Annotated in this window: 15 protein-coding genes; 12 read left to right on the top strand and 3 right to left on the bottom strand. The window is 56.4% G+C overall.

Features of this window, described 5'->3' with window-relative positions:
- The first annotated feature begins 44 nt into the window (after positions 1–44).
- Positions 45–1,463, top strand: a complete 1,419-nt coding sequence (gene der, locus WCX49_RS03255; RefSeq protein WP_345986148.1) for a ribosome biogenesis GTPase Der — start codon at positions 45–47, stop codon at positions 1,461–1,463.
- 3 nt (positions 1,464–1,466) lie between these two features.
- Here the strand turns inward: der and WCX49_RS03260 are convergent, their stop codons facing one another.
- Entirely contained in the window at positions 1,467–2,255 is a 789-nt protein-coding gene (locus tag WCX49_RS03260; protein ID WP_345986149.1) for a UDP-2,3-diacylglucosamine diphosphatase, read from the bottom strand.
- A gap of 51 nt (positions 2,256–2,306) precedes the next feature.
- Here WCX49_RS03260 and WCX49_RS03265 point away from each other — a divergent pair, with 51 nt between their 5' ends.
- Positions 2,307–3,458, top strand: coding sequence for a glycosyltransferase family 1 protein (locus WCX49_RS03265; RefSeq protein ID WP_345986150.1), 1,152 nt, complete (start codon positions 2,307–2,309; stop codon positions 3,456–3,458).
- Between the two features lie 162 nt (positions 3,459–3,620).
- On the opposite strand, the gene WCX49_RS03270 is transcribed toward WCX49_RS03265, so the two are convergent.
- Positions 3,621–4,217: a peroxiredoxin gene (locus tag WCX49_RS03270; RefSeq protein ID WP_345986151.1), complete on the bottom strand. Its 597-nt coding sequence runs from the start codon at positions 4,215–4,217 to the stop codon at positions 3,621–3,623.
- A 412-nt stretch (positions 4,218–4,629) separates the two neighbouring features.
- On the opposite strand from WCX49_RS03270, the gene metK reads away from it, so the two are divergent.
- The 10 genes from metK (at position 4,630) to ovoA (ending at position 12,170) form a co-directional block, all read left to right on the top strand.
- Positions 4,630–5,787, top strand: coding sequence for a methionine adenosyltransferase (metK, locus tag WCX49_RS03275; protein ID WP_345986152.1), 1,158 nt, complete (start codon positions 4,630–4,632; stop codon positions 5,785–5,787).
- 191 nt (positions 5,788–5,978) lie between these two features.
- Positions 5,979–6,263 (top strand): 4Fe-4S dicluster domain-containing protein, encoded by a 285-nt coding sequence (locus WCX49_RS03280; RefSeq protein WP_345986153.1) that lies wholly within the window; start codon positions 5,979–5,981, stop codon positions 6,261–6,263.
- A 140-nt stretch (positions 6,264–6,403) separates the two neighbouring features.
- Positions 6,404–6,817 carry a nucleoside-diphosphate kinase gene (gene ndk / locus WCX49_RS03285; protein WP_231020373.1) on the top strand — a complete coding sequence of 138 codons (414 nt, stop codon included), beginning with the start codon at positions 6,404–6,406 and terminating at the stop codon, positions 6,815–6,817.
- Between the two features lie 5 nt (positions 6,818–6,822).
- Positions 6,823–7,170: a hypothetical protein gene (locus tag WCX49_RS03290; protein WP_345986154.1), complete on the top strand. Its 348-nt coding sequence runs from the start codon at positions 6,823–6,825 to the stop codon at positions 7,168–7,170.
- Positions 7,171–7,191: 21 nt separating this feature from the next.
- Entirely contained in the window at positions 7,192–7,341 is a 150-nt protein-coding gene (rpmF, locus tag WCX49_RS03295; RefSeq protein WP_231020375.1) for a 50S ribosomal protein L32, read from the top strand.
- Complete coding sequence (gene plsX, locus WCX49_RS03300; protein WP_345986155.1) at positions 7,342–8,340, top strand: phosphate acyltransferase PlsX; 999 nt, start codon at positions 7,342–7,344, stop codon at positions 8,338–8,340.
- A 3-nt stretch (positions 8,341–8,343) separates the two neighbouring features.
- Positions 8,344–9,348: a beta-ketoacyl-ACP synthase III gene (locus WCX49_RS03305; protein WP_345986156.1), complete on the top strand. Its 1,005-nt coding sequence runs from the start codon at positions 8,344–8,346 to the stop codon at positions 9,346–9,348.
- Positions 9,349–9,383: 35 nt separating this feature from the next.
- The gene (locus WCX49_RS03310; RefSeq protein ID WP_345986157.1) at positions 9,384–9,650 is read left to right on the top strand and encodes a hypothetical protein; all 267 of its coding nucleotides are present in this window, start codon (positions 9,384–9,386) and stop codon (positions 9,648–9,650) included.
- Positions 9,637–10,008 carry an HIT domain-containing protein gene (locus WCX49_RS03315; protein WP_345986158.1) on the top strand — a complete coding sequence of 124 codons (372 nt, stop codon included), beginning with the start codon at positions 9,637–9,639 and terminating at the stop codon, positions 10,006–10,008. The genes WCX49_RS03310 and WCX49_RS03315 overlap by 14 nt, the downstream gene beginning before the upstream one ends.
- 50 nt (positions 10,009–10,058) lie before the next feature.
- Positions 10,059–12,170 (top strand): 5-histidylcysteine sulfoxide synthase, encoded by a 2,112-nt coding sequence (ovoA, locus tag WCX49_RS03320; RefSeq protein WP_345986159.1) that lies wholly within the window; start codon positions 10,059–10,061, stop codon positions 12,168–12,170.
- Here the strand turns inward: ovoA and WCX49_RS03325 are convergent.
- Positions 12,167–13,063 (bottom strand): methylenetetrahydrofolate reductase, encoded by an 897-nt coding sequence (locus WCX49_RS03325; RefSeq protein WP_345986160.1) that lies wholly within the window; start codon positions 13,061–13,063, stop codon positions 12,167–12,169. The two genes, ovoA and WCX49_RS03325, sit on opposite strands and share 4 nt — an antisense overlap.
- Positions 13,064–13,071 lie beyond the last annotated feature (8 nt).

A 13,071-nucleotide genomic window follows, 5' to 3' on the forward strand; every position in this document is an offset into this window, starting at 1 on the left:
CGACGCTTTTTCGTTATAATTGCAAAAAATAAATTGGGATGTTGATGAAAAAACTAGCCATTATCGGCCGTCCGAACGTAGGGAAAAGCTCCTTTTTCAATCGTCTGCTGAAAGAACGGGATGCCATTACGTCGGAGATGGCGGGGACGACGCGCGACGTTAAAAAACGTGTTGCCACGGTCCTTGACCGGGAGGTCGAAGTCCTCGATACCGGCGGGCTCGACGAAGGAAGCGAACTCTTTGACAAGGTACGCGAAAAGTCGATCACTGCCGCGAAAGAGGCGGATATTATCCTGTTCATGGTCGACGGCAAGAACCTGCCGATCGAAGAGGACAAGAAGCTCTTCCACGAACTCGAAGCGATGGGCAAAAGCATGGCCCTCGTCGTCAACAAGATCGATAACGACAAGATGAATGAGAAGGTGTGGGAGTACTACGAGTTCGGAACCCAGACGATCTTCGGTATCTCCGTCTCCCATAACCGCTCCATCAACCCGCTGCTCGAATGGATCGCCAAACAGCTGCCCTACATCCCCAAGGCCGAAGAACTGGCTGCGGCGGAACCGGATATGATGGATGAGTTCGACGACCTGCTCGATGCGTACATGGAGGATGAGGAAGAGAGCTCCATCTACGACGAAAACGACGAAATGAAAGAGAGCGATGAGGATCCGAACCATATCAACGTGGCGATCATCGGCCGGGTCAACGTCGGGAAGAGCTCTATGCTCAACGCCCTGCTGGGGGAAGAGCGTTCCGTCGTCAGCGATGTCGCCGGGACCACCATCGATCCCATCGACGAAACGATCACACGCGATGACAAGACCATCACCTTTATCGATACGGCCGGTATCCGCAAGCGCGGGAAGATCGAGGGGATCGAACGTTATGCGCTCTACCGCACCCGTACGATGCTCGAGCGGGCAAATCTCGCCCTGCTGGTGCTCGATGCTTCCGAGCCGTTCACGGACCTCGATGAGAAGATCGCCGGCCTCATCGATGACAACCGCCTCGCCTGTATGATCGTGCTCAACAAATGGGACAAGGCGCCCAAAGAGGACTACGACAAGATCGTTCAGCAGGTGCGCGACCGTTTCAAGTTCCTGCACTATGCGCCGGTCATTACCGTTTCGGCACTGACGAAGCAGCGCATCCACAAGCTCTACGACATGATCATCCAGATCAACGACAACTACTCGCAGCGCATCACGACCTCGCGCCTCAACGAGGCGCTGGGCTTCGCGATGCGTAAACACCCGATCCCTTCGATGAACGGGCAGATGATCCGCATCTACTACGCCACGCAGTACGCGTCGCGCCCGCCGCAGATCGCGCTGATCATGAACAAGCCCAAGGGCCTGCACTTCACCTACCGCCGTTTCCTCGCCAACCAGCTGCGCGAGGCCTTCAATTTCGAGGGGACCCCGCTGCTCTTCAAAGCGAAGAAGCGGGGCGAAAAGTAGGGCTCAGCCCGCGGCCAGAAGCAGCGGCTCCTCTTCGACCTGCTGCCGGTGGAAATGCAGCAGTTTCCACTCCCCCTCCATCGTCTCCACCACCGCCGTACACGATTCCACCCAGTCGCCGCAGTTGAGGTAGTGTATCCCGTCGATGTCACGGTTCTCCGCTTTGTGGATGTGCCCGCAGATCACCCCGTCGAATTCCCTCCGCTTCGCTTCGGATACGAGTACCTGTTCGTAATCGTCAATGAACATGACCGCTTTTTTGACGCTCTGCTTGGCGAAGTTTGAAAGGGACCAGAACCGTTTGTACCCGATCAGGCTCCGGATACGGTTGATGGGTTTGTTGAGCTTCAGCAGCATTTCATAGCTGATATCGCCGAACTTGGCCAGCCACTTTTTTGTCATCGTGATACTGTCGAAAAAGTCGCCGTGGGTGACGAGGTACTCCCGCCCGTCGGCCGCGGTAAAGTGGTGTTCGTTCGTCACTTCGATATTGTCGCCCAGGGTCAGGGGGAGAAAGGAGCGGACAAATTCGTCGTGGTTGCCGAGCACGTAGACGATCCTGGTTCCCTTGCGGGCACGGCGAAGCAGTTTCTGAATGACGTCGGAGTGCTCCTGCGGCCAGCTCCAGCGGCGGCGCAGCGCCCAGCCGTCAATGATGTCGCCGACAAGAAAGAGGTGCTCGCATTCGAAATCGCGGAAAAATTCGAGCAGGGCGTCGGCCTGGGAGTGGCGGGACCCCAGGTGGATGTCGGAGAGAAAGACGGAACGGTATCGCGTGGCGCTGTTATCCATTTGTGTCACTTTGGTTTGGTTTGTGAAACCATACTCCACCATAATTGCGAAATGGATACAAAGGTATTACTGATCAGCGACACGGTTTACGACGCCAACGGGGTGTCGCGTTTCATTCAGGATATGGCGGCACAGTCGCGCCAGAGGGACGGCCGCTTTTCCGTATTGAGCTCGTCCCCGTTGGGCGGGCAGTCGACCGAGAACAATATCGTCAACATTCGGCCCTTCTGGTATGTCCGGATGCCTTTTTACAAAGAGCAGTACCTCACGATCGTACCGCCTTGGATGCAGATGTACCGCTACGTCAAAGCGGCATCCCCGGACGTCATCCATATCTCGACACCGGGGCCGCTGGGGATCTGTGCCATGCTTATCGCGAAGCGGTGCGGTATCCCCGTGGCGGGGACCTACCATACGGATTTTCCCTCCTATATCCGTAAACAGATGAAGCTGGAACTGGCCGAAGCGGTGACGCGGAGGTTCATGCGTTTCTTTTTTCAGCGCATGCAGCGGGTCTTCTCCAGGTCGCAGCACTACATGACGGTGTTGGAAGATGAACTGAATATGGAAGCGCGGAAATTGCGATTCCTGCCGCCGGGGAGCAACACGGAGCGTTTTTCGCTCCTGCACCGGGATGCATCGGTCTGGCCCCGTTTCGACATCCGCTCCGACAGCCTGAAGATCCTCTACGTCGGGCGGCTCAGCGTCGAGAAGAACTTCCTCTTCGTTGTCGATCTCTTCGAAGCGCTTCAGCAGCGTTGCGACGTGCCGCTCTCCCTGATCGTCGTCGGGGAGGGGACCCTGGCCGAGAGCGTGAGCCGGCGGCGCAACAGCCATATCCATCTGCTGGGCCTGCAGGGCGGCCCGGACCTCTCCGCGCTCTATGCCTCGTCGGACCTGATGCTCTTCGCCTCCGTCACCGAAACGCTGGGGCAGGTCGTGATGGAGGCCCAGGCTTCCGGACTTCCCTGCATCGTCAGCGACCAGGGAGGCGTGACCGATACCGTTGAACACGGTAAAACAGGCTACTGCCTCTCTGTGGCAGATATGTCCGCATGGACGGACGCTGCATTGAAGCTTATTGCCGACAAAGGGCTCCGCGAACGTATGGGCAGTGCGGCACATGGAAGGATGCAGGGGCGTTCGATCGTGCAGACCTATGAGCGCTTTATGCAGGCGCATGATGAGATCGTTAAGAGTTAAGAGTTAAGAGTTAAGAGTTAAGAGTTAAGAGTTAAGAGTTAAGAGTTAAGAGTTAAGAGCGCGCAGTGCTGAGAGCGCAAGGCGCGAGAGCTTTCCGCTGAGGAAAACTCAGCGTTAGCGCAGTCGGAGGGGCTTTTGCTCCTTCGACGTACAGTTGGTATATTAGAGCTCTTCGGAGTGTTTTGCGAGGTATTCGGCAACACCGGCAGTGTCGGCTTTCATACCCTCGTCACCCTTGTTCCAGCCGGCAGGACAGACTTCGCCGTGCTCGTTGGTGAAGAGCATCGTGTCGACCATACGCAGCATCTCGTCGATGTTACGGCCGAGCGGCAGGTCGTTGATGACCGCGTGGCGGACCGTACCGTCAGTGTCGATCAGGAAAGAGCCGCGCAGTGCAACGCCGCCGTCGAGCAGGACGTCGTATGCTTTGGAGATCTCTTTTGTCAGGTCAGCGACGAGCGGATAGCGGACCTGGCCGATACCGCCGTTTTCAACCGGTGTGTTCTTCCACGCGAAGTGGCTGAACTGGGAGTCGACGGAAACGCCGATAACGTTGACGCCGCGATCCTGGAACTCCTGGAGACGGTGGTCAAACGCGATGATCTCTGACGGGCAGACGAAGGTGAAGTCCAGCGGGTAGAAGAAGAGAACAGTCCCTTTTTCGCCGAAGTTTTCGTAAAGGTTGAAGTTGTCGACGATCTGGTTGTCGCCGAGGACGGTTGTAGCGGTAAAGTCCGGTGCTTTTTGTGTAACGAGCATGTGTGAAACTCCTGTTTTTGGTCTAAACGCACGACTGAAACCATGTGGAACGTTTCAGCCGTGCGCTTAATGGTGCACATTCTATTCAAATACTCTTTTAAAAAAAATTATCCTTTAGAAAAGGCGTCGTCGCTTTAACATCACTTCAGCACAGCGCATCTGGTCTCGGTTATGCAAACGTCCCGGCGAAAGGTGCAAAGCAGGGATGGCTGTCATGCCAGGTGTTCCCGGAAGCTTAAAAACGGCACAGGGAAACCCGCAGGCGCGTCTATATAGGGTTTTGGAAGTGCCCTTTGGCTATACTTCCGTGATTTTTAGCTTTTTGCTATCTTTCATCAAACCTGGGCACCTCATAAGCCCCCCGAAATGACGGGGGTTTTTGAGGTGCCTGATTTTACGATAAAGGAAAGATGTGTCTAAAGAGTATATTTTTACTTCCGAATCCGTCACTGAAGGACATCCGGACAAGATGGCCGACCAGATCAGCGATGCGATCCTAGACGATATTATTTCAAAAGATCCCACTTCCCACGTTGCCTGTGAAACCCTGGTTTCCAATGGATTCTGCGTTATCGCCGGCGAATTGAAGACCCATGCGTATACCCCGATGCAGGATATCGTACGCCGTGTCGTCAAAGAGATCGGCTATACAGACTCCACCTACGGGTTCGATCACCGTTCTGCCGCGGTCCTCAACGCGATCGGCGAGCAGTCCCCGGAGATCGACCAGGGTGTCTCCCGCGAAGGCGGCGAGATCGGTGCCGGCGACCAGGGGCTGATGTTCGGGTACGCCTGCCGCGAAACCGACGTGCTGATGCCGCTGCCGATCTACCTCGCGCACCGCATTACGGAGCGTCTGGCCGAAGCGCGCAAAGAGGGGATCATCCCCTACCTGCGTCCCGACGGCAAGGCCCAGGTCAGTGTCCGCTACATCGACGGCAAGCCTGTCAGCGTCGAAACGGTTGTCGTCTCGACCCAGCACCATGAGAACATCCCGCAGGAGCAGATCCACAAGGATGTCATCGAAGAAGTGATCAAGCATGTTATCCCGGCCGATCTGCTCAGCCCGGATATCGTCTACCACATCAACCCGACCGGTTCCTTCGTTGTCGGGGGACCGCAGGGTGATGCCGGTCTGACCGGCCGTAAGATTATCGTCGACACCTACGGCGGTTCCTGTCCGCACGGCGGCGGGGCGTTCAGCGGCAAAGACCCGACCAAGGTCGACCGCTCTGCGGCGTACGCAGCGCGTTACGTGGCAAAGAACCTTGTGGCATCGGGCGCCTGTGAGCGTGCGACGATCCAGGTCGCCTATGCCATCGGTGTCGTCGAACCGATTTCGATCATGGTCGATACCCACGGCACGGCCGTCGTCTCCGAAGAGAAGATCGAGGCGTGCGTCCGCGAGCTTTTCGACCTGACACCCAAGGGCATTATCGAGACCCTCGATCTGCTGCGCCCGATCTACCGTAAAACGGCGGCATACGGCCATTTCGGCCGCGAACTCCCTGAATTTACCTGGGAGAAGACGGACAAAGCCGAAGCAATCCGCTCCTATCTCGGACTGTAAGCCGGGATCGTACGGGAAAAGGCGGTGCCGAAACGGCCGCGTTTCCCCGTCATATACGCCGTTTCACCCCATTTGCCTGTTACCAATCTTCAGCCTCTTTTTTGCCATATCATTTCAGCCCGTTTTTTTAGGAATCATTAAAGTTCTTTCGCTAAACTTTTTTCACATCTACCATAATTGAAGGAGAAAATATGGCAGTTTTGATTAACGACACATGTATCAACTGCGGTGCTTGTATTGATGAATGCCCGGTTGAGGCGATCGTAGACGAGGATGATAACCCGACGGGTGAAGAGATCTACTACGTTTACGGTGACAAGTGTGTCGAATGTGTAGGCCACCACGATGAGCCTGCATGTGCGACAGCCTGCCCGACTGAGGGTTGTATCGTTTGGGACGCCGTCGGTGAAAGCCCTTCCAGCCGTGATGATATCACGGACGATATGCGCAACGACCACGTACCGGTTGTTGAGTAATCGATTCATATAATGTACCCTTGCGCCTTCGGGCGCAACCCTTCTTCTACAATTCTCCCGAAAATTTCCCGTTTCATTAGAATCAGATCTTTTTTTTGCTATAATTCCACCCTATTTTTGACTACTATAGGAGATACCGAATGGAACAAACACTTTCCATCATTAAGCCGGATGCCGTAGCGAAGGGTGTTGTCGGCAAGATTCTTGATCGTTTTGAAAGCAATGGTCTGCGCGTCGCAGCGACAAAGATGCTTCAGCTTTCCCGCAAAGACGCTCAGGATTTCTATGCTGTTCACAAAGAACGCCCTTTCTTTACTGACCTGGTTGAGTTCATGGTCAGCGGACCGGTGGTGGTCAGCGTTCTTGAAGGTGAAAACGCCGTAGCCAAAAATCGTGACCTGATGGGCGCGACAAACCCGCAGGAAGCGGCAGCGGGCACGATCCGCGCTGATTTCGCGGAAAACATCGATGCCAACGCGGTTCACGGCAGCGACTCTCTTGAGAACGCTGAGATCGAAATTCGTTTCTTCTTCGCACAGAGAGAGATCTCCTAACGCAGATGAACATCCCGTTTCGTCGCATTACGGCCGACCCTCATCCCTTCGTTCTGGAGAAGAACGGCATGCGGATCGAGGGGACGCTTCGCAAGTATCGCAGCGGTCTTGTACTGCTCGAAGCGACGATGCAGGGGAGTCTTGACGTAGATTGCTATCTCTGCGGCGATTCCTTTGCTATAATGCCGGATGAAAAAGTCGAATTTCTGATTTCTGACGGTGTTTTTCATGGTCAGGATGAGACATATGATGTTGTCGAGATGCATGGCGATGCCATCGATCTTGACGAAGTGTTCGATTCGGAAATCGCTTCGATCGAAAGCGATTACCATGCCTGCCCCAAATGCAGGTAATCTACAAAGAAAGGAAATAACATGGCAGTACCTAAGAGACGCGTATCTCACACGCGTGCAGCAAAACGCCGCACCCACTACAAAATCAAACTGGCACGTCCGGTCAAAGACAGTGACGGCACCTACAAAATGCCGCACCATGTCAATCCGACAACCGGCGAGTATAAATAATTGAAGGTCAAAATCGCGATTGACGCGATGGGTGGGGACTTCGGTCCCGAGCCTATTGTCAAAGGAACGATTGAGGCCCTGAAGCACTACCGTTTTGAGCCGATCCTTGTCGGAAAGAAAGAGGAGATTTTGCCTTTGATTCCGGGCGGGTTCAAAGACAAGATTTCGATTGTCGAAGCGGAGGACGTCATTGCGATGTCCGACGCGGCGACCGATGCACTCAAGCGCAAAGAGAGCTCCATCTTCAAGGCAGTTGAACTTGTGCGCAACGGCGAGGCGGACGGTGTCGTCTCCGCCGGGCACAGCGGGGCGACGATGTCCGTGGCGACCCTGCGCCTGGGACGTCTCAAGCACGTCCTGCGCCCGGCGCTGGTCACCCTGATGCCGAACAAGAAGAAAAAACGCACCGTGCTCCTGGACGTCGGTGCCAACGTCGACTGCAAGCCTGAGCACCTGGCGCAGTTTGCCGTGATGGGAAGCTGTTACGCACACGATATGTGGGCGATCAACCTTCCGACCGTCGGTCTTCTGGCCAACGGTGAGGAGGAGTCCAAGGGCAATGACGTCACCAAGGGTGCTTTCCAGCGGCTTCGGACGATGGAAGGGTTCGTCGGCAACGTCGAGGGACGCGATATTTTCAACGGTACCGTTGATGTCGTCGTATGCGACGGCTTTATCGGGAACCTCGTCCTCAAGTCTTCAGAGGGTGTCGCCAGCACGATTACCCACCTGATCAAGGACTACATCCGCAAATCCCCCATCGCGATTACGGGGGCACTGCTGATGCGCAAGGTCTTCAAGCTCCTGAAAAAAGAGCTCGATTACGCGGAGGTCGGCGGTGCGCCGCTGATCGGGGTCAAGGGGTGTGCGATCGTCAGCCACGGCAAAAGCAACTCCAAAGCGATTAAAAACGCGATCAAACAGGCGATCGACTTTGTCGACACAGGCGTCAACGTTCATATCGAACGGGCCCTGGATGACGCCGTCAACAAAGGATAATCCATGTACGCAGCTTTTCGTTCCATCGGGGCATACGTCCCCGAACGCATTCTGACCAACGCCGATCTGGAAAAAATGGTCGATACGTCCGACGAGTGGATTACGAAGCGTACCGGTATCAAAGAACGCCATATTGCGGCGGAGAATGAGTTTACCAGCGATATGGGAGCCAAAGCGGCCGCACAGGCGATTGAACGCGCAGGGATTGCCAAAGAGGATATCGACCTCGTGATCTGTGCGACGATTTCGCCGGACTACTTCAATATGCCCTCAACCGCCACGATTATCTCGGCGAAACTGGGACTGCCGCAGGTGATGGCCTTCGATATCTCCGCGGCCTGTACAGGGTTCGTCTATGTCGTGAGCATGGCCAAGGCCTTTATCGAGTCGGGGATGAAGAAGAACGTGCTCGTCATCGGTGCAGAGAAGCTCAGCGCCATCACCGACTACACCGACCGCACCACCTGTATTCTTTTCGGCGACGGTGCCGGCGCGGCCGTTATCAGTGCGACCGAGAACAAAGCTGAAGCGATCCTCGATGTCCATACGGGGGCAGACGGTACTTATGCCGACCTGCTGATGACGCCGAACGGCGGAACGGGTTCGGCCCACGATGCCCTTGATGCCGAAGCGCAGACCGGCTGCTTTATGCAGATGAAGGGGAATGAGACCTTCAAAGTCGCCGTCCGTACCCTGACCAACGATGTCAAGGCGATCCTGGCCGAAAACGGTATGAGTGCCGACGATGTCAAACACTTCGTACCGCACCAGGCGAACTACCGCATCATCAAAGCGGTCGGTGACGCCCTGAACCTGCGCGACGAGCAGGTCGTGCTGACGGTCCATAAATACGGCAATACATCCGGATCATCCATCCCCATCGCGATCAATGACCTTTTTGAGAGCGGTAAGCTTGAAAAAGGCGATATGATGCTGCTCGATGCCTTCGGCGGCGGACTGACATGGGGAAGCGCCCTGGTTCCGTTTGCAGGACCGGCATCCGTGTGATATAATCCCCGGGACATCGGACAGGAAAGAGGCACATGGTTTACGCAGCGATCGGACTTTCACTACTCTTTGTATTTCTGCTCATTGCATTTAACGTCCGTTCGAACCACTGGCGCAACCGCCGCAATCAACAGCGCCGCGAGGTCCCTGACCGCCGTGTGAACAAAGGGCGGCGCAAACGCAACAACCTGGATCACGAGAGCAGCCTCCCCGACCGCCGCCACGGCGGAGACCGCCGCGTCGGACCGGAAACCCGCCGTCACAAAAAGCGCCGTGCGGAAGACCGCCTTGGCCACAGTTGACCTCCCCCTTCTTTTCATAGAGACCCATGACAGCGAAGTCCCGTGGCTGAAGATCTTCGTGCGCCGCGGCGTACGCGAATTCAGCGAATGCACGGCCGAAGAGAAAACGGCGATCTGGGACGCTCTTGACGTGATCGAGCGTGAGATGCTTGACTACTACCGCCCCGAAAAGATCAATATCGCCTCTTTCGGCAATATGCTGCCGCAGGTACACTGGCACATTATGGCCCGTTTCAAAGAGGACAGTTACTTCCCCGAGCCCATGTGGGGGCCGCGGCAGCGCGAAGGGGTACTCGCGCTGCCGCCGATGGAGCTTTTCCTTGAGCGCCTGCGCCGTAAACTCCTCCCCGAACCCTGACTTCATCCCTTTTTTGTTAGAATAGGACGAAAACGAAACAAAGGATAGTTTTGCACCGTTTTCACTCCTATCCGGTCAGACTGGACGGAACGGACCCGAAGGGGACGCGTGAGGCGATCCGTCATGATTTCCTGGCAGCTTTTTCACTTTTCGAATCCCTCTTTGACCTGTTGAAAGACGAGCGTGTCTTTTACCGGTACTCCGAACCGACCCGCCATCCGATGATCTTCTATTTCGGGCATACGGCTACGTTTTATATCAATAAACTCGTGCTCGCGAAAGTGATCGATAAGCGTATCAACCCGGAGTTTGAATCACTCTTCGCGATCGGCGTGGACGAGATGGCCTGGGACGATATGGACAATGCACGCTATAACTGGCCGGCTGTCGATGCGGTCCGGGCGTACCGTGACAGGGTCAAAGCACTGGTCCTAGAACTGATCGATACGCTTCCGCTGCAGTTGCCCATAACGCAGGTGAGCCCCTGGTGGGTCATCCTGATGGGGATCGAACACGAACGCATTCATATCGAAACGTCCAGCGTGCTGCACCGCCAGATGCCGCTGGAGTTGGTCAAACCGTCCACCGCTTTTCGCTATTGCGAGGAGTACGGTGATGCACCGGAAAACGGCATGGTTGCCATCACAGGCGCGACGGTCCATCTGGGCAAAATGAAATCGGACCCTTATTACGGCTGGGATAACGAATACGGAAGTGCAGCGGAAACCGTGGCGGATTTCCGGGCATCCAGGATGCTGGTCAGCCACGGGGAATACCTCGCTTTTGTCGATGCGGGCGGGTATGAAAAAGCGGATTACTGGGACGAAGAGGGCGCGGCCTTCCTCGAACGAAGCGGTGTGAAACATCCCTCCTTCTGGGTACCCAAGGAGGGGGGCGGCTACAGCCTCCGGCTGCTCGACCGGGAGATCGACCTGCCGATGAACTGGCCGGTGGAGGTGAACTGTCTCGAGGCGCAGGCCTTCTGCCGTTTCAAAAGCGCCCAGGAAGGGCGGCACGTCCGCCTGCCGACCGAAGCAGAGTGGGTGCGAATGCTTGAGCTGTCCGACGTGCTGGACGGCGAACGGTTTGACGATGCCAAAGCGAATATCAATTTCAATCACTTCGCTTCCTCCGTCCCCGTCGATACCTTTTTGCAGGGCGGACTGTACGATGTCGCTGGGAACGTCTGGCAGTGGACGTCGACCCCCATTGACGGTTATGAAGGGTTCGAGCCGCATCCGGTCTACGACGATTTTTCCACGCCGACCTTTGACGGTAAGCATAATCTTATCAAAGGCGGATCGTGGGCCTCGACGGGGAACGAGACCCTGCGGCATTCCCGTTACGCCTTCCGACGCCACTTCTACCAGCACGCGGGCTTCCGCTACGTCGAGGCCGACGCCCTGTCCGAAAGCATGCCGGGGAATATCTACGAGACGGACAGCCTGGTGGCGCAGTACTGCGAATTCCAGTACGGGCCGGAATATCTCGGCGTCAGGAACTTTGCGCGCAGCTGCGCGAAGTACGCTATCGCTTTCAGCGCCTCTACCCCCCGGAAACGGGCGCTGGACCTCGGGTGTGCGACGGGACGTGCCGCTTTCGAACTGGCGCGGGTCTTCGACGACGTCACCGGGATCGATTTCTCCGCCCGCTTCATCCAGGTCGCGGCGGCGCTGAAAGAACGGGGCGAAATCGCCTATGAAAGGGTAGAGGAGGGAGATGTTACGACCCGCCAGCTGCACACGCTCGAAGCGTTCGGCCTGCAGGAAGCGGCCCGCAACGTACAGTTCTGGCAGGGGGATGCCTGCAACCTCAAGGCGCATTTCGTCGGCTACGACCTGATTATGGCCACCAACCTGATCGACCGCCTCTACGAACCGGAACGTTTTTTAGGTACGGTGCATGCGCGGCTCAACGAGGGGGGCATTCTCGTGCTGACATCACCGTATACCTGGCTGGAGGAGTATACGCAAAAGCCGAACTGGATAGGCGGTTATTATGACGAGGAGGGGAAGGCGGTCGACGGGCTTACGGGGCTCAAGGCGATCCTCTCAGCGCATTTCGAGCTGCTGGAGAGTTTTGACGTGCCTTTCGTGATCCGCGAGACGGCGCGCAAATACCAGCATACGCTCTCTCAGATGAGCGTCTGGAAAAAGCGTTAATCCAGTAGTTTGGCCGCGACCTCGAACTGGTTGGCCATCATGAGGTGTACTTTCGGGTGCAGGGCCATGATGTCGTCGAAGAGCTGCTTGCTCAGGTCGAAGCCGATCTTGTAGGCATCGTCCGCATCCTTCGCACTGCCGAGGGCTTCGAGCCAGGAGGGCGGGACGTGGATCCCCGGCACATGGGCATCGAGGAACTGGGCCGTGCGCAGTTTCGTAATGGGGAAGAGCCCGAGGACGAGCTGGGCCGACGTGCCGTGTCTGGCATTGGCGTCGGCCATGAGTTCGAGCAGCAGCTTGGCATTGTCGAGGTCGAAGACAGGCTGGGTGATGATGCCCTGCGCCCCGTGTTCGACTTTTTTGGCCATCTTCTTGTAGAGGCTTTTGGGATTGCGGGCGAAGGAGTTGACGACGGCAAGGGGGAGAATCGGCTTCGGGGCGACGGTGAAGGCTTTCCCTTCCAGGTCGGTGCCGGCATTAAAAGCGGCGATGATGTCCAGCAGAAGGGTACTGTCGCTTTCAAACACCCCTTTGGCCTCTTTCTGGTCGGAGTTCTTGGCCGGGTCGCCGGTCAGGGCGAGGATGGCGCGGACGCCGGCCTCATTGGCGCCGAGCAGGTCGCTTTGCAGGGCGATGCGGTTGCGGTCGCGCATGCTCATGGTCGCCAGGACCGGTTTGCCGAAACGCTGCTGCATAAGTGCGGCGGCGAAGAGGGCGTTGTATTTCAGTTTTGCCAGGGGGTTGTCGGTCGTGCTGAACGCATCGACCCGTTCAGGCAGACCGAGGGCTTCGAGCGTGTCGATGACGGGGGCAAAGGAGGCGGAGTGCGACGGTGTCGTCTCGAGACTGACATAACGTCCGTTTTTTAGCTTTGCTTCCAGTGCGTCAAACACGATTTACC

The sequence above is a fragment of the Sulfurimonas sp. HSL-1656 genome, assembly GCF_039645585.1.
Taxonomy (GTDB): Bacteria; Campylobacterota; Campylobacteria; order Campylobacterales; family Sulfurimonadaceae; genus Thiomicrolovo; species Thiomicrolovo subterrani.